The 20166-nt window shown below is 71.5% G+C and carries 24 protein-coding genes and 1 riboswitch; of the genes, 14 read left to right on the top strand and 10 right to left on the bottom strand.

Annotated features, from left to right (window positions below; all coding sequences use genetic code 11):
• Positions 1-509: 509 nt before the first annotated feature.
• Positions 510-1175, top strand: a complete 666-nt coding sequence (locus tag AB0B98_RS09715; RefSeq protein WP_357361745.1) for a C39 family peptidase — start codon at positions 510-512, stop codon at positions 1173-1175.
• A 496-nt stretch (positions 1176-1671) separates the two neighbouring features.
• On the opposite strand, the gene dusB is transcribed toward AB0B98_RS09715, so the two are convergent.
• The 4 genes from dusB to AB0B98_RS09695 all read right to left on the bottom strand — a co-directional run bounded on the left by dusB (position 1672) and on the right by AB0B98_RS09695 (position 5248).
• Positions 1672-2844 carry a tRNA dihydrouridine synthase DusB gene (dusB, locus tag AB0B98_RS09710; protein ID WP_357361744.1) on the bottom strand — a complete coding sequence of 391 codons (1173 nt, stop codon included), beginning with the start codon at positions 2842-2844 and terminating at the stop codon, positions 1672-1674.
• A 64-nt stretch (positions 2845-2908) separates the two neighbouring features.
• On the bottom strand, positions 2909-4288 hold the full coding sequence (locus AB0B98_RS09705) for a glycine--tRNA ligase (protein ID WP_203124314.1): 1380 nt from the start codon (positions 4286-4288) through the stop codon (positions 2909-2911).
• A gap of 114 nt (positions 4289-4402) precedes the next feature.
• Entirely contained in the window at positions 4403-4882 is a 480-nt protein-coding gene (locus tag AB0B98_RS09700) for a hypothetical protein (RefSeq protein WP_112589144.1), read from the bottom strand.
• Between the two features lie 24 nt (positions 4883-4906).
• The gene (locus tag AB0B98_RS09695) at positions 4907-5248 is read right to left on the bottom strand and encodes an antibiotic biosynthesis monooxygenase (RefSeq protein WP_357361743.1); all 342 of its coding nucleotides are present in this window, start codon (positions 5246-5248) and stop codon (positions 4907-4909) included.
• 29 nt (positions 5249-5277) lie between these two features.
• On the opposite strand from AB0B98_RS09695, the gene AB0B98_RS09690 reads away from it, so the two are divergent.
• The 9 genes from AB0B98_RS09690 to AB0B98_RS09650 all read left to right on the top strand — a co-directional run bounded on the left by AB0B98_RS09690 (position 5278) and on the right by AB0B98_RS09650 (position 10537).
• Entirely contained in the window at positions 5278-5535 is a 258-nt protein-coding gene (locus AB0B98_RS09690; protein ID WP_238670364.1) for a hypothetical protein, read from the top strand.
• A 54-nt stretch (positions 5536-5589) separates the two neighbouring features.
• A complete protein-coding gene (locus AB0B98_RS09685; RefSeq protein WP_357361742.1) occupies positions 5590-6534 on the top strand; it encodes a metal ABC transporter substrate-binding protein in 945 nt (314 codons plus the stop codon).
• Complete coding sequence (locus AB0B98_RS09680) at positions 6531-7292, top strand: metal ABC transporter ATP-binding protein (protein ID WP_357361741.1); 762 nt, start codon at positions 6531-6533, stop codon at positions 7290-7292. Before AB0B98_RS09685 ends, AB0B98_RS09680 begins: the two co-directional genes overlap by 4 nt.
• A 3-nt stretch (positions 7293-7295) precedes the next feature.
• On the top strand, positions 7296-8162 hold the full coding sequence (locus tag AB0B98_RS09675; RefSeq protein ID WP_238670367.1) for a metal ABC transporter permease: 867 nt from the start codon (positions 7296-7298) through the stop codon (positions 8160-8162).
• A gap of 43 nt (positions 8163-8205) precedes the next feature.
• Positions 8206-8505, top strand: a complete 300-nt coding sequence (locus tag AB0B98_RS09670) for a metalloregulator ArsR/SmtB family transcription factor (protein ID WP_030338189.1) — start codon at positions 8206-8208, stop codon at positions 8503-8505.
• Positions 8502-8900: a Fur family transcriptional regulator gene (locus AB0B98_RS09665; RefSeq protein ID WP_210820118.1), complete on the top strand. Its 399-nt coding sequence runs from the start codon at positions 8502-8504 to the stop codon at positions 8898-8900. The genes AB0B98_RS09670 and AB0B98_RS09665 overlap by 4 nt, the downstream gene beginning before the upstream one ends.
• 13 nt (positions 8901-8913) lie before the next feature.
• A complete protein-coding gene (locus AB0B98_RS09660; RefSeq protein ID WP_238670368.1) occupies positions 8914-9357 on the top strand; it encodes a GNAT family N-acetyltransferase in 444 nt (147 codons plus the stop codon).
• Positions 9358-9563: 206 nt separating this feature from the next.
• The gene (locus AB0B98_RS09655) at positions 9564-10172 is read left to right on the top strand and encodes a hypothetical protein (protein ID WP_357361740.1); all 609 of its coding nucleotides are present in this window, start codon (positions 9564-9566) and stop codon (positions 10170-10172) included.
• A 197-nt stretch (positions 10173-10369) separates the two neighbouring features.
• Positions 10370-10537, top strand: a complete 168-nt coding sequence (locus AB0B98_RS09650) for a hypothetical protein (protein ID WP_167337361.1) — start codon at positions 10370-10372, stop codon at positions 10535-10537.
• Between the two features lie 93 nt (positions 10538-10630).
• Here the strand turns inward: AB0B98_RS09650 and AB0B98_RS09645 are convergent, their stop codons facing one another.
• From AB0B98_RS09645 to AB0B98_RS09625, 5 genes are all read right to left on the bottom strand, one after another.
• Complete coding sequence (locus AB0B98_RS09645; protein WP_357361739.1) at positions 10631-12628, bottom strand: acyl-CoA dehydrogenase family protein; 1998 nt, start codon at positions 12626-12628, stop codon at positions 10631-10633.
• Between the two features lie 104 nt (positions 12629-12732).
• Positions 12733-13236, bottom strand: a complete 504-nt coding sequence (locus AB0B98_RS09640) for a DUF6328 family protein (protein ID WP_124778172.1) — start codon at positions 13234-13236, stop codon at positions 12733-12735.
• Between the two features lie 139 nt (positions 13237-13375).
• Positions 13376-14125 (bottom strand): SIS domain-containing protein, encoded by a 750-nt coding sequence (locus AB0B98_RS09635; RefSeq protein WP_112584644.1) that lies wholly within the window; start codon positions 14123-14125, stop codon positions 13376-13378.
• Positions 14122-14928, bottom strand: coding sequence for an AAC(3) family N-acetyltransferase (locus tag AB0B98_RS09630; protein WP_357361738.1), 807 nt, complete (start codon positions 14926-14928; stop codon positions 14122-14124). Before AB0B98_RS09630 ends, AB0B98_RS09635 begins: the two co-directional genes overlap by 4 nt.
• 29 nt (positions 14929-14957) lie before the next feature.
• The gene (locus AB0B98_RS09625; RefSeq protein WP_357361737.1) at positions 14958-15788 is read right to left on the bottom strand and encodes an alpha/beta fold hydrolase; all 831 of its coding nucleotides are present in this window, start codon (positions 15786-15788) and stop codon (positions 14958-14960) included.
• A gap of 107 nt (positions 15789-15895) precedes the next feature.
• A riboswitch (TPP riboswitch) is annotated at positions 15896-16000 on the top strand.
• A gap of 74 nt (positions 16001-16074) precedes the next feature.
• On the opposite strand from AB0B98_RS09625, the gene AB0B98_RS09620 reads away from it, so the two are divergent.
• From AB0B98_RS09620 to AB0B98_RS09610, 3 genes are all read left to right on the top strand, one after another.
• Complete coding sequence (locus AB0B98_RS09620; protein ID WP_210786970.1) at positions 16075-16668, top strand: ECF transporter S component; 594 nt, start codon at positions 16075-16077, stop codon at positions 16666-16668.
• Positions 16669-16785: 117 nt separating this feature from the next.
• Entirely contained in the window at positions 16786-18216 is a 1431-nt protein-coding gene (locus tag AB0B98_RS09615; protein ID WP_357361736.1) for an ABC transporter ATP-binding protein, read from the top strand.
• Positions 18213-19013: an energy-coupling factor transporter transmembrane component T gene (locus AB0B98_RS09610; protein WP_357361735.1), complete on the top strand. Its 801-nt coding sequence runs from the start codon at positions 18213-18215 to the stop codon at positions 19011-19013. The genes AB0B98_RS09615 and AB0B98_RS09610 overlap by 4 nt, the downstream gene beginning before the upstream one ends.
• 131 nt (positions 19014-19144) lie before the next feature.
• Here the strand turns inward: AB0B98_RS09610 and AB0B98_RS09605 are convergent, their stop codons facing one another.
• The gene (locus AB0B98_RS09605; RefSeq protein WP_357361734.1) at positions 19145-19570 is read right to left on the bottom strand and encodes a hypothetical protein; all 426 of its coding nucleotides are present in this window, start codon (positions 19568-19570) and stop codon (positions 19145-19147) included.
• A 290-nt stretch (positions 19571-19860) separates the two neighbouring features.
• On the opposite strand from AB0B98_RS09605, the gene AB0B98_RS09600 reads away from it, so the two are divergent.
• Complete coding sequence (locus tag AB0B98_RS09600; RefSeq protein WP_196919265.1) at positions 19861-20157, top strand: thiamine-binding protein; 297 nt, start codon at positions 19861-19863, stop codon at positions 20155-20157.
• The last annotated feature ends 9 nt before the right edge of the window (positions 20158-20166 follow it).

Genomic DNA, 20166 nt, shown 5'->3' with positions numbered 1-20166 from the left:
CAGCCGGACACCGCGTTTTCCGTGAACCCGAGTCGATCACGTCGTGTGGGCGCCGTGTCGGGGTCATCGGGCCGACAGAGTGGGTGGTTTGTCGGGTTTGGTGGTTGCTGTCGGGTGGCCGGGGCCACCCCGGGGGCGGAATCGTGGGCCGGGCCGGGCCGTTATACCTGGCAGACCACCGCAACAGCCCGGGTCATGGTGCGCCGACCCCGCCGGGAACACCCGGCCGGCCGCCTCGGTTACATCCCCCGCACGGCCGAGCACCACAACGGCCGGGCATGGCAGCCGCCGGGAACACCCGCCAGGCCGCCTCGGTTACATCCCGCGCACGGCCGAGGACCACAACGGCCAACCCCCGCGGGCAGGAATGACCTGCCACCGCGAACGGTTACACCCTGTCCCGACGCCGACCCCCTCGTTGCGGGTCGCCGGGCAAGAACTTCCCCCGCACCACCACACACCCCCTGAGGTGGTGCGGGCACACCCCCGATGCAGAGGAGCACGCCATCATGCGTACCGATCTGATCCGTAAGACCACTCTGACCGCCGCCGGCCTCGCCTTCACCGCAGGCGCCATCGCCGGCCCCGTCACCACCGCCTTCGCCGCACCCACCACCACCAAGCCCACCACGCAGACGCAGACCGACCGCAAGGGCGGCCACGGTGAGCGGGAGTTGGGTGTGCGCTACGAGGCCCAGCCGAACTTCTACTACTGCGGGCCCGCCGCGACCCGTAACGCCCTGAGTGTGCAGGGCAAGAACATCAACGTCGACGACATGGCCAAGGAAATGGGCACCACCGAGGCCGGCACCAACTCCATCAACGACATCACCCCCGTCCTGAACAAGGAAACCGGCAAGACCAACGCCTACCGGTCGGTGGAGATCAGCACCCCCGACGCCGACGCCAAGCAGACCGACACCCTGCGCGCCGACATCGTCCGCACTGTTGACGACGGTAGGGCCGTGGTCGCGAACATCGCCGGCACCAGCACCGACACCGACGGTGTCACCCACTCCTACGAGGGCGGGCACTACATCAGCGTCGTCGGGTACCACGACAACGGAGACACGGTGAAGATCGCCGACTCCGCCGACCCGAACACCGCCGCCTACTGGATCAGCGTCGAACACCTCGCCGACTGGATCGCCACCCGCGGCTACGCCACCAGCTGACACCCACCCACACACAAGCACACGCTGAAGGGCCGGACCCCCACCACGGGGCCCGGCCCTTCGGCGTGTGCGTGACACCGTCCAGACCACAGCAGGCCCACCCCGCTGGCTGTGTCACGGGTCCTATAGAGCTGATGTCGTAAACGAATCAGGGCCTGACAAGCCGAGCCGAGCGAGTCAGGGCCTGACCGACCGAGCCGAGCGAGTCAGGGCCTGACCAACCGACCCGAACGAATCAGGGCCTGACCAACCGAGCCAAGCAAATCAGGGCCTCGCTGACCGACCCGAACGAATCAGGGCCTGACCGACCGACCCGAACGAATCAGGGTTTCGCCGACCGAGCCCAACGAACCAGGGCCGGGCCGACCCAGTCGAGCGGGTGATTCGTTCACGACATCAGCTCGATAGGGCGCCGAACTCATATGCCCAACCTCGGCGCCAAGGCCGCCTTCGCAAGGGCTGTTCGCGGGGCGTCTCTGCTCGACCGGGCAGGGGCTCAGCCCCCGGAGTCGTCCATCTCGGCACCCTCGGGGACCGTGTCGTCGTCGCGGCTGGCCAGCCATCCCTCGGGCAGAAAGACCTTGCCGGGCGAGTTGGTACGCCCACGCGGCTGCCCGAGGGCGGTCACCGGGAACGGCTCCGCCGGGTCGAGCTTGCCGAGCAGGTCGTCGAGCTGAGCCAGGCTTTCGATCATCGCCAGCGAGCGCCGCAGCTCGCCGCCGACCGGGAAGCCCTTGAGGTACCAGGCGACGTGCTTGCGGAAGTCGGTGCAGCCGTCCCGTTCGCCGCGGGCCGGGTTGCGGGCACCGGCAGTGAACTGGTCCACCAGCAGCTCGGCGTGCCGGCGCATGGTCACCGCCACCTCGCCGAGGGTGGGCAGCCGCCGCTCCGGCCGACCGTTGAAGGCGGCCTCCAGGTCGGCGAAGAGCCACGGTCGGCCCAGGCAGCCGCGCCCGATGACCACACCGTCGACACCGGTGTGGGCCACCATGCGGAGCGCGTCGTCGGCCTCCCAGATGTCGCCGTTGCCGAGCACCGGCACGTCGAGGGCCTGCTTCAGGGTGGCGATCGCGTCCCAGTCCGCGGTGCCCGAGTAGCGCTGCGATGCCGTCCGCCCGTGCAGGGCCACCGCTGCCACGCCGGCTTCCTGGGCGGCGAGCCCGGCTTCGACGAACGTCAGGTGGTCGTCGTCGATGCCCTTGCGCATCTTGACGGTGACCGGCACGCCGGAGGGTGACGCGGCGGCCACCGCGGCCCGCACGAGTCGCGCGAAGAGCCGACGCCGCCACGGTAGCGCCGCGCCGCCGCCACGCCGGGTGACCTTGGGGACCGGGCAGCCGAAGTTGAGGTCGATGTGATCGGCCAGGTTGCGCTCGACGACGATCCGCACGGCGGCGGCGGTGATCTCCGGATCGGTGCCGTAGAGCTGGAGACTGCGGGGCTTCTCGTCGTCGCCGAACGCGATCATGCGCAGCGTCTTCGGGTTGCGCTCGACCAGCGCCCGGGTGGTGATCATTTCGCAGACGTAGATGCCGCCGCCCTGCTCGCGACAGAGCCGACGGAAGCCGATGTTGGTGATCCCAGCCATCGGCGCGAGCACGACCGGCGGCCACACCTGGTGCTGGCCAAGCGTCAGCGGGCGCAGCGCGGGCACGGTCGAGGCAGTCACCGGACAAGTGTACGGGGCCCCGACCGGCGCTCATCGCGTCGGCCGAGGCCCCGTGCGCAGAGTCTCAGCAGCCGGGGAGACGCTCGATCAGGTAGCGCTCGACCTGGTCCAGGGAGACGCGCTCCTGGGCCATGGTGTCCCGGTTGCGCACCGTCACCGCGTTGTCGTCCAGGGTGTCGAAGTCGACAGTGACGCAGAACGGGGTGCCGATCTCGTCCTGCCGACGGTAGCGACGCCCGATCGCCTGCGAGTCGTCGAACTCCACCACCCAGCGCTTGCGCAGCAGCGTTGCGAGGTCCTTGGCCTTGGGCGACAGCGCCTCGTTGCGCGACAGCGGCAGCACCGCCACCTTGACCGGGGCGAGCCTCGGGTCGAACCGCATCACTGTGCGCTTGTCCACGCCGCCCTTGGTGTTCGGCGCCTCGTCCTCGTCGTACGCCTCCAACAGGAAGGCGAGCACCGCGCGGGTCAGACCCGCGGCCGGCTCGATGACGTACGGCATCCAGCGCTCGCTCTTGCCCTGGTCGAAGTACGACAGGTCGACGCCGGAGTGCTTGCTGTGCGTGGAGAGGTCGAAGTCGGTGCGGTTGGCGACACCCTCAAGCTCGGCGAACTCGGTGCCACCGAACTGGAAGCGGTACTCGATGTCCACAGTCCGCTTCGAGTAGTGCGACAGCTTCTCCTTGGGGTGCTCGAACAGGCGCAGATTGTCCGCCGAGAGGCCGAGGTCGAGGTACCAGTTCCAGCGCTCCTGGAGCCAGTACTCGTGCCACTGCTCGTCGGTGCCCGGCTCGACGAAGAACTCCATCTCCATCTGCTCGAACTCGCGGGTCCGGAAGATGAAGTTGCCCGGGGTGATCTCGTTGCGGAACGACTTGCCGGTCTGCGCGATGCCGAACGGGGGCTTCTTGCGGGCGACCGTCTCGACGTTCTTGTAGTTGACGAAGATGCCCTGCGCGGTCTCCGGGCGCAGGTAGTGCAGCCCCTCGTCGCTCTCCACCGGGCCCAGGTAGGTCTTCATCAGGCCGTTGAACATCTTCGGCTCGGTGAAGGTGCCCTTGTTCCCGCAGTTGGGGCAGTTCAGCTCGGCCAGCGAGGTGAGCGGCTTGCCGTGCTTCTCGGCGTACGCCTCTTCCAGGTGGTCCGCCCGGAACCGCTTGTGACAGAACTGGCACTCGGTGAGCGGGTCGACGAACTCGGCGATGTGGCCGGACGCCTCCCACACCTTGCGGGACAGGATCACCGCAGAGTCCAGGCCGACGACGTCGTCGCGCTGCTGGACCATCGTCTTCCACCACTGCCGGCGGACGTTCTCCTTGAGCTCCACGCCGAGCGGACCGTAGTCCCACGCCGATCGGGTGCCTCCGTAGATCTCGCTGGAGGGGAAGACGAAGCCTCGGCGCTTGGCGAGGCTGACGACGGCGTCGATACGGTCGGCTGGCATGTTTCCTCCTACGCCGGCTGGCGGTCGGCGGGGGCGAGATGTGGATGGAACGGTCGGTTCGGGACAACGGTACGACCACCGTCGCCCCGAGCCCAGCAGAATACCGGGGACGGGTCAGCTGACCTCGCAGACCTCCACGCCGCCGGTCTGCCCGTCCTGGCCGAGGCTGACCTGTTGCCGCTCCCGGTCGCCGCCGTCGAGGGTCACGTCGACCGGCACGGTCAGGTAGGTGGTGTCCACCTCGCCCACCCGGAACGCGGTCACCTGTGGTTCGGCGGCGGCGCGCCGCTCGAACTCCGGCCGGGATTCACGCCGCTGCGCGTCGTCGCAGAGCTGGTCGTACGCCCGCCCGTAGTTCCGTTCGACCAGCGCCTGGTAGTAGTCGCCGGTGACGGTGCGGGCCTGTTCCCGGATCGCCTGGACTCCGCTGACGGCCAGGCCGACGACGGCCGTGCCACCCCCGCCGCAGCAGAGCACCACGGCGAGCGCGCCGACGCCGAGGCCGATCCAGAGCCGAGTCCGGCGGCCCTCGGTGGGCGGCGCGGCGAACGGCGGAGCCACCCCGGGACCGGGTGGCGGGGCGGGTGCGGTCATAGGAGCAGCGTAGTGTCCGGCGGCTCAGCGGTAAGGACCCGCAGCCCGATCACTCTCGGCGACGACCACGGCCCCGCCGGGGGCGGCGGTGGCCAGCGCCTCGTAGGCGGAGGGCTCGTCGACGGACTCGGCGAGCAGCGGCACGGCGTTGACCTTGACCTCGAAGGCGCCAAGCGCCCTCCGGTACGTGCCGACCGACTCCCATTCGGTGACCAGTGACCAGTGCCGGGGGTCGTCCAGCGCCCGGACCAGTTGGCCGCGCAGGTAGCCGGGTCGGGCGGCCAGCGCGGTGAGGGCGGCGTGCGCCCGTTCGGTGAAGCCGTCGGCGGCATCGACGTCGACCACGAACCGGTTGGTCACCAGCACCGGGGGTTCCTCCTCGTAGAGTCTGTGGGATGCAGCGTACGCAGCGCCCTCTGCTCGCCCGGTTGGCCGGGGCGAACCCGACGTCGGTGTTCCTGCTCACCCTGGTGGTGGTGCTGGTGGCGTTCTTCACGCCGGGGGTGATCGGCGGGCTGCTCACGCTCGCGCTCGCCGGGGCCCTGATCGCCCTGTTGGCGACGACCTGGGCGGTTCAGGCGCCGCAGACCCGGCTGATCCGACTGGTGATGCTCACCCTGCTGGTGACTGTGGGCCTCGCGAAGCTCCTCTGACATGCAATCATGCGTTTTTGACAATCATTATCGTTGCCACGGACAGTTGACGACATGACCAACCGCTCCACGTACCGTGTCCTGGCCGCCGCGACCGCCCTCCTCGCCCTGGGCGCCGGGGCCGGCTGCTCCACCGGCGGCGCCGCCGGCGCCGACCCCCAGCGAGTCGACGTGGTGGCCGCGTTCTACCCCCTACAGTTCCTGGCCGAACGGATCGGCGGCGACGCGGTCCGGGTCACCAACCTGGCCAAGGCCGGCGCCGAGCCACACGACCTGGAACTCAACCCGAGCCAGGTCGGTCAGGTCAGCGACGCTGAGCTGATCGTCTACCTCAAGGGGTTCCAGCCGGCGGTGGACGACGCAGTGACCCAGAACGGCGGCGACCGGGCGTTCGACGTGACCAGCGTGCAGCCGCTGTTGGACGCGTCCGCCGGCGGGCACGACCACGAGGGCGAGGAGGGGCATGCCGAGGAGAGCGGCGGCAAGGACCCACACGTCTGGCTCGACCCGACCCGGCTGGCCGGCATCGGCGACCAGCTCGCCCAGCGACTCGGCACTGCCGACCCGGACCACGCCGCCGACTACACCGCCAGAGCGGCCGCCCTGCGCACCGACCTGACGACACTCGACGGCGAGTTCAAGCACGGTCTGGCGACCTGCCAGCGGCGGGAGATCGTGACCAGCCACGCCGCGTTCGGCTACCTCGCCGACCGCTACCAGCTGGACCAGGTCGGCATCACCGGGCTGAGCCCGGACGTCGAGCCCTCGCCGCAGCGCCTCGCGCACGTGATCGAGGAGGCCAAGGAGCACCAGGCCACCACGATCTTCTTCGAGACCCTGGTCAGCCCGAAGGTCGCCGAGACCATCGCCGGTCAGGTCGGCGCGAAGACCGCCGTGCTCGACCCGATCGAAGGGCTCGCCGCCGACAGCAACGGGGACTACCTTTCGGTGATGCGCACCAACCTGCGGACCCTGCAGACGGCCTTGAGCTGCTCGTGACCTCACCTGTCATCACCGTCGAGCACGGGGTGGTCGGCTACGACGGCCGCCCCGCGCTCCGGGACATCTCGCTCACCGTGACAGCCGGCGAGGTGGTCGCGATCCTCGGCGCCAACGGCTCGGGCAAGTCCACCCTGATCCGCGCCGTGCTCGGGCTGGTGCCGATCAGCGCCGGCTCGGTCACCCTCTTCGACAAGCCGTTGCGCCGGTTCCGGCAGTGGGCGCGCATCGGGTACGTCCCGCAACGCCTGGGAGCCGGCGGCGGCGTACCGGCGACCGTCCGGGAGGTGGTGGCCTCCGGCCGGTTGGCCCGTCGGGGGGTGCTGCGTCCGCCGGGTCGCGCCGACCGGTCCGCCGTCGACGCCGCGCTGGGCGCGGTCGGGCTTGCCGACCGGGCCGGTGACCCGGTGTCCACGCTCTCCGGCGGCCAGCAGCAGCGCACCCTGATCGCCCGCGCCCTGGCCGGCCAGCCGGAGCTGCTGGTTCTCGACGAGCCCACCGCCGGGGTGGACGCGGCCAGCCAGGAGGCGTTCGCCGGCGCGCTGCGCGACTTCGTCGGCGACGGCGGAACGGTGCTCCTCGTCGCCCACGAGCTGGGCCCGCTGCGACCGGTGATCAGCCGGGCCGTCGTCGTCCACGAGGGTCGCATCGCCCACGACGGCGCGGTGCCGGACCCGGCCGGTCACCACGCGGAGCCCGACCACGACCACGTGCACCCGCACTGCTACGACGAGCCCGCCGGGCTGTGGAGCAACTGACCCATGGAACTCTTCCAGTACCCCTACATGCAGCGTGCCCTGATCGGCGCGCTGGTGATCGGCCTGGCCGCGCCGGCGCTCGGCATCTACCTGGTGCAGCGCCGACTGGCGTTGATCGGCGATGGTGTGGGGCACGTGGCGCTGACCGGCGTTGGCGCGGGGTTGCTGCTCAATCGCTCGCCGGTGCTGGTCGCGGTGATCGCCGCCACCATCGGCGCGATCGCCATCGAGATCGTGCGGGCCCGTGGGCGTACCTCCGGTGACCTGGCTCTCGCCCTGCTCTTCTACGGCGGCATCGCCGGCGGCGTACTCCTGGTCGGCCTCTCCGACGCGACCAGCGCGAACCTCAACGCCTACCTGTTCGGGTCGCTGACCACCATCTCGCCCGCCGACCTGACCACCATCGCGGTGCTCGGCGCGGCGATCCTGGTCACGATGATCGCGTTGCGGCCGGCGCTCTTCGCGGTCAGTCACGACGAGGAGTACGCCCGGGTCTCCGGCCTGCCGGTCCGCACGCTGAACCTGCTGATCGCTGTCGCCACAGCTGTCACAGTGACCATCGCCATGCGGGCCGTCGGCGTGCTGCTGATCAGCGCGTTGATGGTGGTGCCGGTCGCCACCGCCCAGCAGGTCACCCGGGGCTTCCGCAGCACGATGGCCGCAGCGATGGCGCTCGGGCTCTTCGCCGCCGGCTCGGGTGTCTGGGTCGCGGCCACGGCGGACACCGCACCGGGGGCCTCGGTGGTGCTGGTGGCGATCGCCTCGTTCCTGGTGGTGGCAGTGGCCGGCGCTGTCTGGCGGGTCGTGCGGCGCCGGACGACGCCGACCGCCGCACCGACACCGGAACCGCACGAGGTCGTGCTGAGCTGAGCCTGGTCAGCGCGACGTCGGTGGTATTGGTTACCGTTGCAGGATGACCAGCGCGACGGGCTACGACGGGTTCGACGGGGCCAGCGAGTTGCTCCGCGCCCTGTCCGCTCCCATTCGGCTGGCCATCGTCAGCGAGCTGGCCGGCGGCGAGCGGTGCGTGCACGAGTTGGTGGAGAAGCTCGGCGCGGCGCAACCACTGGTCTCCCAGCACCTGCGGGTGTTGCGCGGAGCAGGTGTGGTGCGCGGCTCCCGCCGAGGCCGGGAAATCGCGTACAGCCTGGTCGACGAGCACGTCGCGCACATCGTGGCGGACGCGGTCAGCCACGCCGGGGAGGGATCATGACCGAGAGCAGCGCCGCGGTGCGCAACACCCGGCAGCGTTCGGCGGTGAGCGCGCTGCTGGGCGAGATGGAGGGCTTCCACAGCGCCCAGGACCTGCACGCGATGCTGCGGCAGCGAGGCGAGCGGGTCGGCCTGACCACCGTCTACCGCACCCTCCAGGGCCTCGCCGACGCCGGTGAGATCGACGTGATGCGCCCGCCGGGCGGCGAGCACCTCTACCGCCGGTGCAGCGAGGGGCACCACCACCACCTGGTCTGCCGGGTGTGCGGGCGGACGGTCGAGGTGGCCGGCCCGGCCGTGGAGAGCTGGGCCGATCGGGTCGCCGCGCAGCACGGCTACGCCGACGTCAGCCACACCCTGGAGATCTTCGGCACCTGCCCGACCTGCGTCCGCTGACTAACCTGTCCGCGTGACAGATCTTCAGTTCGTGCGGGTCCACCCGGTGGGCAGCGAAGCGACAGCGCTCGACTGGCAACACATCCACAATCTGATCATCCCCACCGATCCGCTGTCGGCAGACGAGATCGCCGTCCGCGCTCAGCGGAACATACTGGAGGTCGCGTACGTCGGCGGGGTGCCGGTGGGCTGCTCGACAGTGCGACCCCCGACGTCCGAGCCGGCGACCGTGATCGCGCGAGTGCTGCCCGAGAAGCGTCGACAGGGCTTCGGGGCGCAGATCTACCAGCGCGGGCTGGCCCAGGCCCGGGAGCTGGGCGCGCAGGTCGTCCACACCGTCGTCCTGGCGTCCAACGACGACGGCCTCCGCTTCGCCCGCCACCAGGGCTTCGTCGAGATCGACCGGTACGTCCTGCCGGGCGACACCATCGCGTTCGTGGACCTGCGGCTCGCCTGATCCACGACTGGCTCGCCTGATCCACGACTCGTGCGCCACGGCCACCGCCGCGTCGGTCGTCGCGGCGTAGTCGGTGCCCCGGCCAGCGCGGCCCTCGCGCGGTCCTACTCGCCCGCGACACCGCCGGCGATCGCCCCGCCGGCGGTGCCAACCGGCCGCCGATCGACGGGTGCCGGGGCGTCGTCGTTCGTGGCACGCTGACCGGCGTGAAAATCTATGCCGATCGGTTCCCGACCGCCGCCCGCCAGTTGCTCACCGACCTGCTCGTCGTCGCCTGGGTGTACGCGGCGATCCGGGGCGCGCTGTGGCTGCACGACCTGGTGCAGAAGCTCGCCGTACCGGGGCAGAAGCTGGAGGGCGCCGGCAGTGGCCTCGCCGACAACCTCGCCGACGCCGGCAGCAAGGTCCGCCGCGTGCCGCTGGTCGGTGACGAGCTGACCGCGCCGTTCCGGCAGGCCGCCGACGCCGCCCGAGGGCTCGCCGACGCCGGCCGCGACCAGCAGCACCTGGTCGACCAGCTCGCCCTCGCCCTCGCCATCGCGGTGATGATCTTCCCGCTCGGCATCGTGCTGTTCGGTTGGCTGCCGCTGCGGGTCCGTTGGATGCGCCGGGCCGGATCGGCGACGAAGCTGGCCGCCGGCCCAGCCGGCCGGGACCTGCTCGCCCTGCGCGCGCTGGCCACCCAACCACTGGGCAAACTGACCCGGATCGGCCCGGACGTCGCCGAGTCGTGGCGGCGCGGCGACGACGCGACAGTCGACGCCCTGGCCGCCTTGGAGCTGCGCCAACTCGGCCTACGCGCCCGCAACCGCTGACGTCGCCCCAGTGTGGCCCCCTCGGGAGCAGAACCGTTCAGCCCCGTCGATCAAGGAGTTGTGGTGCCTGGTTTGACGTTCAACGAGGGCTTTGTCACCCACCACAACTCCATGATCGACGGAGCAGGGTGAGTTGACGGACGGCCGCTCCGCCGGGCGAAGGTCCAGCCTGACGGCGATGTCGTTAAGGTCGTCGGGTGTTCTACTTCCTCGTCGTCATCGCCGTCCTGCTGCTCGGCTACGCCGCCGTCCTGGTCTCCTTCGTACGCCGGGGCAAGAAGATCCCACCCGCGGCCTACCTGGCGCTGGCCGGGCTGAATGGCCTGATCCTGGCCGGAGTGTTGGCCTGGGCGGTCTCCCGCTGACCCTCGCCGTCGGTCCGCACGGCGGCCGACCCGCACCCAGGTCAGCCCGCACGCAGGCCGGGCCGACCCGCGCCAAGGCCGGCCGGTGCGGGTTTACGGCTTTGGGGGGATGCGGCGGCGGACGTCCTCGGAGGTTGACGGGCCGGGCGACCAGCGGGCCACCCAGGGCAGCTCCTCGGACGGGGTGAGCACGCCCTCCTCCAGGCCGGCGTAGCGGCCGGCGAGGATGCGCTTCGCGGCGGCGGTGTCGACCGAGTCGGTGTTGTCCCAGAGTGCGGCGAACAGGGCGTCCACCCGCACCCGCGCCTGCCGGCAGAACAGGTCGGCCAGCTCGACGTTCTCCGGGCGGCTGTCCCGTTCGGCGGAGGCCCGGACGCAGACCGCGGACATCGCGAACAACTCGGCGCCGATGTCCACAACCCGGCCGAGGAACGCCTGCTTACGCTCCATCTTTCCCTGCCAGCGGGACATCGCGTAGAACGTCGACCGGGCCAGCTTGCGCGACGAACGCTCCACCTGGCGCAGGTGCGCGGCGAGCGGGCCGAACTCGGCGTACGCCGAGGGGCTCTGCCCCCGGCCGACGGCGAGGGTGGGCAGCCACTTCGCGTAGAAGGCACCGGCTCGCGCGCCGGCTCGGGCCTTGCGGCCCAGCCCCGCGTCCGGGTCGATGATGTCGCCGGCCACCGACAGGTGGGCGTCGACCGCCTCCCGCGCGATCAGCAGGTGCATGATCTCGGTGGAGCCCTCGAAGATCCGGTTGATCCGCAGGTCGCGGAGCATCTGCTCGACGGCGGCCGGGCGTTCGCCGCGGGCGGCCAACGAGTCGGCAGTCTCGTAGCCGCGCCCGCCCCGGATCTGGATCAGCTCGTCGGCGATCTTCCAGGCCATCTCGCTGGCGTACAGCTTGACCAGTGCCGCCTCGATCCGGATGTCGTTGCGGTCGTCGTCGGCGAGCAGGCAGCAGAGGTCGAGCATCGTCTCCATGCCGTACGTGGTGGCGGCGATGAAGGAGAGTTTCTGAGCGACCGCCTCGTGCTCGCCCACCGGGCGTCCCCACTGGACCCGGTCGGCGGCCCACCCTCGGGCCACGTTCAGCGCCCACTTGCCGGCGCCCACGCACATGGCCGGCAGGGAGAGCCGGCCGGTGTTCAGAGTGGTCAGGGCGATCTTCAGCCCCTTGCCCTCGCCGCCGATGACGTTCTCGGCGGGGACGATCACGTCGTGGAACCGGGTCAGGCTGTTCTCCAGGCCGCGCAGGCCGATGAACTCGTTGCGCCGCTCCACGGTGATGCCGGGGCTGTCGCCGTCCACCACGAAGGCGGTGATGCCGCCCCGACGTCCCTCGGTGGCCGGCACCCGGGCCATCACCACCAGCAGGGTGGCCACGATGCCGTTGGTGGCCCAGAGCTTCACCCCGTTGAGCCGGTAACCGGTGCCGTCCTCGGTCGGCTCCGCGATGGTGGCCAGCCGGGCCGGGTCGGAGCCGACGTCCGGTTCGGTGAGCAGGAACGCGGACACCTCGCCGGCGGCGAGCCGGGGCAGGAAGCGTTGCTTCTGCTCGGCGGTGCCGAACATCTTCAGTGGCTGCGGCACCCCGATCGACTGGTGCGCCGAGAGCAGCGCGCCAATGGCCGGGCTGACCGAGCCGGCCAGCATGAGCGCCCGGCAGTAGTGCAGGTTGCTCAGCCCGAGCCCGCCGTACTTCCGGTCGATCTTCATGCCGAACGCGCCGAGGTCGGCCAGGCCGTGGAACACCGAGTCGGGTATCGACGCGTCCCGTTCGATGGCCGCGCCGTCCACCTCGGAGGTCAGGAAGGCGCGGAACCGACCAAGGAACTCCTCCGCGCGGGCCACGTCGTCCGGATCGGATCGGGGCCACGGGTCGATCAGGTCGAGCCGGAACCGGCCGAGGAACAGTTCCTTGCCGAAGCTGGGTCGGTCCCAGGTGGACTCCCGGGCGGCCTCGGCGACCTGCCGGGCCTCCTTCTCGGTGACCTGCCCGGCTTCCGCGGGCAGCGGCGCGGCGGCACCGGCGGTGGTTTCGGAGTCGGGGCCGTCCGGTGCCGGTCGGCCATCCTGCGTCGTGGTCACGGCTGCCCCCTCGAAGCTCGGTGCGGCTGCGTCGACGTGCGCGACTACCGCCACGCTACCCCCGGTTGTTACCCAGGGGTAGCGCTGCGTGAAGATCGGCGCGGTCAGCGACCGATGGTGGTGTCCGGGTCGTCGTCATCGTCGTCGATGTCGTCCTCACCCCAGTTGCGTCGGGCGAACGGCAGGGCCACCCAGAACGTGAGGAACCAGATTCCAGCCAGGGCGCTGAGCACGAAGGCGATCGGCCGGTCCAACACGAAGTCGGTGATCAGCAGCACCGCGCTGACCATCGCGATCAGCATGAAGGCGAGGCCGCCGGTGGCCATCCGGTGCGCGAAGCGGACCAGTTCCGGTTTACGCCCCTGCCGGAACAGCGCCCGGTGGAACGCCACCGGCGAGATGATCAGCGCGGTGGCGGCGGCCGCCGCGAGCAACGCCACTATGTAGACGTCGCGCTGGAACTCGGTGGTCTCGGTGAACCCGTTACTGAACGGCAGGGTGAGCAGGAAGGCGAAGAGGATCTGCACGCCGGTCTGGGCGACCCGTAACTCCTGCAGCAGGTCGGCGAAGTTGCGCTGCCAGCGCTGCTTGTCGGTCTCCTTGGACACGCGCTACCTCCGGTGAGACGCTACTGCCGGCGGTCCCAGCCGCCGGCAGCAACGCCAATGCCCCACCCGACCGAGCGCGAAACAGGTTCACGACATCTGCCGTTCATCTCGGCGACGCAGGTCGACCGCCAGCGCCGTGTCAGGACCCGCGTCGGATCCGGCCCGCGTACCGAGCTTCCAGCTCGTTGTTGTGCGCGTCGCCGTCGGGGATGTTCGCCGACAGGTAGACCGGGGGCCGCTCCCCCGCCGCCAGCAACCGCGCCACCACCTCCACTGTCACCTGCTGCGCCAGCAGCGCCGCGGTGATCGAGGAGACCGCGCCGACCGCGCCGCCGCCGGGCAGGGGCAGCGTCGCGTCGCCGTACGGTGCGCCGTTGTCGAGCACCACGTCGGCGAGGTCGCTCAGCTTGCGCCCGGACGGGTGCCGGGAGGTCATCCGGCCGGAGTGCTGCGCCGAGGTGATCGCCACCAACCCGTGGCCGTGCTCCTTCACCAGCGTGGCGAACTCCACCATCGCGCCGTTGACACCGGAGTTCGAGGCGAGCACGAAGACATCTGTGGGACGCACCGGGGCCAGCTCGTAGAGGCGGTGCGCGACGGCCGGGTCCCGTTCCAGCAGCGGACCGAGTCGGTCGGCCGGTTCGCCACCCAGCAGCACCAGATCGCGTAGCGCGATCCGGTTGGTCGGCACCAGACCACCGGCCCGTCCGGCGATCTCCATGGCGAGGGCCTCCGAGTGCCCGGTGCCGAACGCGTGCACCACGCCGTCGGCTCGGACGGCCTCGGCGATCAGGTCGGCGGCCCGCCCCACCGCCTCCCGCTGACTGGCGGCCACCCGGCCGATCGTCTCGGTCACCACGGCCAGGTAGTCCTCGGCACTCACCGTCATACGTCCTCCGTCGTTCGATTACGGGCCAGCCAGCGAACCGCGAAGTCGACAGCCGCCCGCTGGCGCATCAACCTGCCGGTCCCGGTGCCGACCGGTGCGGTGCGTACCGCTCCGGTGGCCTCCAGGTCCCCGCCCAACGTGGCGAAGTCGTCCGCGTCGAGTCGTACGTCCTGCCACCACGCCCAGTCCCGACCACCGTCGGCGGTACGCACCGCGGCACCGATCCGCTGCCGGGGCGCGCCGGGGCGGCGGTACTCGGCAAGGTGCAGTGAGGTGCTCACCGAGTGGTCCACGCCGAGCAGCAACACGTCGGCGTCGAGGTCGTAGAGGCGGGCCAGCGGGGAGCCCTCACCGAGCATGTCCACCAGAGTGTGCCCGGCGACCACCTGCTCGGCGGCCGGGCCGAGCGCGGCGAACGACACGTGCGGATGGGAGCTGCGCAGCGCGCCGGGCCAGCCGCGGACCGTCTCGGCGAGCGCGCCCATGAACCGGCTCGGGGTGACCGCCGGGTCGAAGCCCGGCATCTCCGAGCGGATCAGCGGCCACCACCCCGCCGGCACCGGCGGGTTGCGCCACTGCGCGGGGTCGCTGTTGCCGGGCGTGTGGGTGGGCACGACGATCGTGCCGTCCGGGCCGAGCGCGTCGCGCAGGGCGAGCACCACCGCGTGCGGACCACCGCTGACGAAGCCCAGCGAACGCAGCGAGGCGTGCACCAGCAGCGTCGCGCCGGGGCGTACGCCAAGCACGCGTAGCTGCGCGGCGATCGAGCGACGGCTACCCGGCCCGCTGGCGTCCGTCGTCACGTTGGCTCTCCCTCGCGGACCCGCACGGCTCAGGCCGTCCCGCCCGCTCGGGCCAGGATCGCCTCGGCGAGCGGGGCCGGCGCCGCGTCCGGGATCCAGTGACTCACCCCGGGCAGCTGCACGAACCGGTAGTCGCCTGTGACGTTCTGCGCGCATGCCTCGGCGGCGGTCCGGCCGATGGCGACGTCCCGGTCACTCCAGACGTACGTGGTGGGCACCGCGACCGGGCCGACGCCGGCCAGGTCGGCGCCGGACATCGCCCGGTACCAGTTCAGCGCTGCCGTGAGCGCACCCGGCTCACGCATCGGGTCGGCGTACCGGTTCACCCGGGACGTGTCGCCCACCCCGCCGAGCAGCTTGCGCAGCGCGGTGGCATGCCACGCCAGCAGCACCTTCTCCGCCTTGTCGGGCTTGCGGAACAGCGCGATGTACGACGAGCGGGCCTTCTGTTGGGCGTCGGTGCTCAGGGCGTGCGCCATGGCCGCCGGATGCGGTACGGACACCGCGGTCAGCGTGTTGACCCGCTCGGGGTGCCGGGCGGCAACCGCCCAGGCCACTACCGCGCCCCAGTCGTGGCCCACCAGGTGCACGGCGTCCAGTCCGAGCGCGTCGAGCACCGCCACCGCGTCGGTGACCAGTTCGGGGATCCGGTAGTCGGCCACCTCCGTGGGCCGGGCGCCGGGTGAGTAACCGCGCTGGTCCAGCGCGTACGTGCGCAGCCCACCGGCGTGCAGTGCCGGCACCACGTCGTCCCACTCGCCGCTGTGCTGAGGGAAACCGTGCAGCAGCAGGACGGGTACGCCGTCCGTCGGACCGCCGACGGTCACCTCGAACGTGAAGCCTCGCGCGTCAACCCGCATGATCGGAAGCGTACCCAGCCGGCGGTCGGCGGGTCGCTCCCGCAGGTCAGGCGGATGCCCTGCTGGGCCCGCGACCGTGGTCGGTGTTAGCGTCAGCGAGACAACTTCATATCCGACAGGGGAGCGCACAGCGCTGAGAGTGCGGGCACGCCCGCAGACCCTCGAACCTGATCTGGGTAATGCCAGCGCAGGGAGTTCGGTCGACCTCCAGCCGCGCCGCAGTCCGGTGCCACCGGACGCGGCGTGCGTCTTCTCCTGGTTCGCACTCACGAACTGGGAGCAACACATGACATCCACCACCGACACACACCGTTGGCGCACCATCGACATCGTGGTCGCCTCGGTGATCGCTGTCGCCTTCGGCGTCATCTTCTGGGCCTGGGGTCTGGTCTGGAGCGCCACCGAGGGCGCGTTCGCCTTCTTCCCGCCGGCGCAGACGCTGCTCTACGGCGTCTGGCTGATGCCGGCCGTGATCGGCGGGCTGGTCATCCGCAAGCCCGGCGCCGCGCTCTACTGCGAAACCGTGGCCGCTGTCCTGTCCGCGCTGCTGGGCAGCCAGTGGGCCGGCACGGTGATCCCGCAGGGAATCGTGCAGGGCATCGGCGCCGAACTGGCCTTCGCCGCCTTCCGGTACCGGTCGTTCCGGCTGCCGACCGCGGTGTTCGCGGGCGCGCTGACCGGGCTCAGCGCCGCGTTGTTCGACTTCTTCGTCTGGAACGTCGACTACGCGCTGACCGACTACCGCATCCCGTACGCGCTGCTCACCATCGTCAGCGCCACAGTGATCGCCGGCCTGGGCGGCTGGCTGCTGACGAACGCCCTGGCCAACACCGGCGTCCTGGACCGTTTCCCCGCAGGCCGAAACCGAGCCCTGATCTGACCCCCACCAACTCGCGTTGATCAAGAGGTTTGCGTCAACGGAAGGCGATTTCCTGACGCAAACCTCTTGATTAACCGGGGTCGGCGGGGGCGCGCGGCAGGGAGGGGGGTGGGTTTGGTGGGCGGGGTACTGCTGCGGGGGTTCGGGTGGCGGCACGCTGGGCGGCGCGCCTGGGCCGTACGCGGGGTTGATCTGCGGGTCGAGGCTGGGGAACGAGTTTTGCTTCTCGGGCCCTCCGGGGCCGGCAAGAGCACAGTGCTCAGCGCATTGGCCGGGCTGCTCCCCGAGGACTCCGGCGAGCAGGAGGGCACCGTCGAGATCGACGGGCTCGACCCACGCAAGGGGCGGGAACGGGTCGGCATCGTCTTCCAGGACCCGGAGACCCAACTGGTGATGGCGCGCTGCGGCGACGACGTCGCGTTCGGGCTGGAGAACCGGGGAGTGCCGGCCGACGAGATCTGGCCCCGGGTGGACGAGGCGCTGCACCGGGTCGGCTTCCCGTACCCCCGGGACCGCCACACAGCGGCGCTCTCCGGCGGCGAGCAGCAACGCCTCGCCCTGGCCGGCGCGCTGGCCCTGCGCCCCGCCCTGCTGCTGCTCGACGAGCCGACCGCCAACCTCGACCCGGCCGGGGCCGAACTGGTCCGGCACGCGGTGGCCGGCGCGCTGGACACCGACACCACGCTGATCCTGGTCGAGCACCGGGTAGCCGAGGCACTGCCGCTGGTCGACCGGGTGGTCGTCCTCGAACCGGGTGGCGGCGTGCGCGCGGACGGCCCGCCCGAGGCGGTCTTCGCCGCCCACGGCGCCGCCCTGGCCGCCGAGGGGGTCTGGGTGCCCGGTCACCCCATCGCGCCCCGACCGGCCACCGCCGGCCCCGGGGAGCTGTTGCTCACCGCCGACCGGCTCGGCCTGCCGCCCCGGCTGGGCTCCACCGACCTGGCGGTACGCGCCGGTGAAGCACTCGCCGTACGCGGACCGAACGGTGCCGGCAAGTCCACCCTGGCGTTGCTGCTCGGCGGTCTGCTCCGGCCGGGCAACGGGCGGGTCACCGCGTCCACCGGGTTGGCCGGCGCGGACCACCGCACTCCCCCGCACCGGTGGCGGGCCCCCGCGCTGACCCGACGCATCGGGTCGGTCTTCCAGGATCCGGAGCACCAGTTCGTCACCAGCACAGTCTTCGACGAGCTGGCGCTCGGCCCGCGCCGCACCGGTCAACCAGAGGCGGCCGTCAAGGAAACTGTGGCCGGGCTGCTGGACCGGCTGCGGCTGGCACGACTCGCCGCCGCCAACCCGTACACCCTCTCGGGTGGCGAAGCGCGGCGGCTGAGCGTGGCGACGGCCCTGGCCACCGCCCCACGCCTGCTGATCTGCGACGAACCCACCTTCGGCCAGGACCGGCGGACCTGGCGGGAACTGGTCGACCTCTTCGCCGACCTACGCGACGCCGGGCACGGCGTGGTCACTGTCACCCACGACGCGGACTTCGTCGCCGCGCTCGCCGACCGCACCGTCACCCTGCACCGCGACCCGGACGACCACCGATGATCAGCATCGAGCCGGTCGCCGCGCCGGACGCGCCGTTGGCCCGCCGCAACCCGGTGGCGAAGGTCGCCGCCGCACTGGTCTTCTCGTTCACCCTGCTGGCGACCCTGGACCCGGTGGCCCCGGCCATCGCCATCGCCCTTGAGCTGGCCGTCCTGCCGCTGTTCGGCATCCGCTACCGGGTGCTGGCCCGCCGGGCCTGGCCACTGCTGCTCAGTGCCGCCGGCATCCTGGTCACCCTGGTGCTGTTCGCCGCCGACCGCTCCGGTCGGGTCCTGCTGGACGCGGGACCGGTGCTGGTGACCACCGGCGTCCTGCTCACCGCGCTCGGCCTGGTGCTGCGGGTGTTCGCGGTGGCACTGCCCGGCGTGATCGTCTTCGCAACCACCGACCCCACCGACCTGGCCGACGCGTTGATCCAGAACGCGAAAGCGCCGGCCCGGTTCGCCATCGGGGCGCTGGCCGCATTCCGGCTGGTGCCGCTGCTCGGTCAGGAGTGGCAGATGATCAGCATGGCTCGACGGGCACGGGGCGTCGACGCGGGACGCAACCCGGTGGCGAAGCTGCGGCTCTTCGCCTCCACCGCGTTCGCGCTGCTGGTGGGGGCGATCCGCCGAGGCACCCGGCTGGCGGTGGCGATGGACGCGCGTGGCTTCGACGCCGGCACACCCCGTACCGTCGCCCGCCAGCAACACTTCACCCGCGCCGACGCCCTCCTCATCGCCGGGGCCGCCGTACTCGCCGCAGCCGCCCTGACCGTGAGCGTCGCCCTGGGCACCTTCCGCCCCCTCATCGGCTGACCCCACCCCGCCGCGCCCCCGCCACCCCCGTCGATCTTGCGGTTTCTGTCGCTCATTCATCCCGATATGCCGGTGATGCGAGGGCAGAAAGTGCAAGATCGACGGGCGCGGGGCGGGGTGGGGGTGCTCGGTCAGCTGCGGCGGAAGGCGTAGCGGCGGGTCTGGCCGGCCTGCTGGCTGCGGCCGCCGCCGGAGCGGTTGCCGCCGCCCTGCGGTGGCCCGGCCGTCGGTGCCTTCGGTCGGCCTGTCGGCTTCGGCAGATCGCCCATTGAAGGCGCGTCGACAACCGCCGGCACATCGACCGCTGCCGGCAGCGCCACCTCGTCCGGGACGACCGCCGGCAGCGCAGGCTCCGCGAGTGCCGCCGGCAGCGCCGACTCGGCCCGCAGCGCAGGCTCCACAAGCAGCGCAGGCAGCGCCGCCGGTAGGGGTGGTTCGACCGCGAGGTCGAGGGCCGGGAGGGTGGTTGCGAGCGGTCCGTGGCCGGCCGCCGGGTCGATGCCGAGCGCCGTCGCTCTCGGGGTACGGGTCTTCTTCGGGTTACGCCTGGCAGGCATCCGGGCCTCCTTCAACGCCGACCGGCACGGCCGGTCCCGCGCTGCGGCGGTCGGTCGGATCGGCTGGTGACCGCCGTTGCGCGACGGTCGAGTGGGGAAGGGACTGCTCACCGGGGCCGGGCAGGGCCATCGCCGCCAACCGGCGGGGAGGGAATGCGGGACGCCCGGGAGCGCACGGACCGCGACGCGGGACGGCGGGCCGGCTCGGAAGTTGGGCGTCAGTTACGCATGTTCGTACCGTAGCCACCGCCCGACCGACGCGCATCCGTTTTTACTGGCACGATCGGCACATGCTGATCGCGTTCTCGATCACCCCGCTCGGCGGTGACGACTCGGTGGGTGACCTGGTCGCCGAGGCGGTGCGGGTGGTCCGTGCGTCCGGCCTGCCCAACCGGACCGATGCCATGTTCACCACCGTCGAGGGTGAGTGGGACGAGGTGATGGCGGTGGTGAAGCAGGCGGTCGACGTGGTCGCCGCGCGGGCGCCCCGGGTGAGTGTGGTGCTCAAAGCCGACGTCCGGCCCGGGGTCACCGACGCGCTGACCGGGAAGATCGCCCGAATCGAAGCCCGTCTCGCCGAAGGCTGACGCCCGCGG

The sequence above is a fragment of the Micromonospora sp. NPDC048947 genome, assembly GCF_040649495.1.
Classification (GTDB): domain Bacteria; phylum Actinomycetota; class Actinomycetes; order Mycobacteriales; family Micromonosporaceae; genus Micromonospora; species Micromonospora alfalfae.
This window is presented reverse-complemented; position numbering and strand designations above follow the sequence as displayed.

What these genes read in the sequence shown, in the direction of transcription:
- AB0B98_RS09715 (WP_357361745.1), top strand. Translation starts at nt 510, where the DNA reads ATGCGTACCGATCTGATCCGTAAGACCACTCTGACCGCCGCCGGCCTC.
- AB0B98_RS09705 (WP_203124314.1), bottom strand. Translation starts at nt 4,288, where the DNA reads ATGCCAGCCGACCGTATCGACGCCGTCGTCAGCCTCGCCAAGCGCCGA.
- AB0B98_RS09700 (WP_112589144.1), bottom strand. Translation starts at nt 4,882, where the DNA reads ATGACCGCACCCGCCCCGCCACCCGGTCCCGGGGTGGCTCCGCCGTTC.
- AB0B98_RS09690 (WP_238670364.1), top strand. Translation starts at nt 5,278, where the DNA reads ATGCAGCGTACGCAGCGCCCTCTGCTCGCCCGGTTGGCCGGGGCGAAC.
- AB0B98_RS09685 (WP_357361742.1), top strand. Translation starts at nt 5,590, where the DNA reads ATGACCAACCGCTCCACGTACCGTGTCCTGGCCGCCGCGACCGCCCTC.
- AB0B98_RS09675 (WP_238670367.1), top strand. Translation starts at nt 7,296, where the DNA reads ATGGAACTCTTCCAGTACCCCTACATGCAGCGTGCCCTGATCGGCGCG.
- AB0B98_RS09670 (WP_030338189.1), top strand. Translation starts at nt 8,206, where the DNA reads ATGACCAGCGCGACGGGCTACGACGGGTTCGACGGGGCCAGCGAGTTG.
- AB0B98_RS09665 (WP_210820118.1), top strand. Translation starts at nt 8,502, where the DNA reads ATGACCGAGAGCAGCGCCGCGGTGCGCAACACCCGGCAGCGTTCGGCG.
- AB0B98_RS09635 (WP_112584644.1), bottom strand. Translation starts at nt 14,125, where the DNA reads ATGACGGTGAGTGCCGAGGACTACCTGGCCGTGGTGACCGAGACGATC.
- AB0B98_RS09625 (WP_357361737.1), bottom strand. Translation starts at nt 15,788, where the DNA reads ATGCGGGTTGACGCGCGAGGCTTCACGTTCGAGGTGACCGTCGGCGGT.
- AB0B98_RS09620 (WP_210786970.1), top strand. Translation starts at nt 16,075, where the DNA reads ATGACATCCACCACCGACACACACCGTTGGCGCACCATCGACATCGTG.
- AB0B98_RS09610 (WP_357361735.1), top strand. Translation starts at nt 18,213, where the DNA reads ATGATCAGCATCGAGCCGGTCGCCGCGCCGGACGCGCCGTTGGCCCGC.
- AB0B98_RS09605 (WP_357361734.1), bottom strand. Translation starts at nt 19,570, where the DNA reads ATGCCTGCCAGGCGTAACCCGAAGAAGACCCGTACCCCGAGAGCGACG.
- AB0B98_RS09600 (WP_196919265.1), top strand. Translation starts at nt 19,861, where the DNA reads ATGCTGATCGCGTTCTCGATCACCCCGCTCGGCGGTGACGACTCGGTG.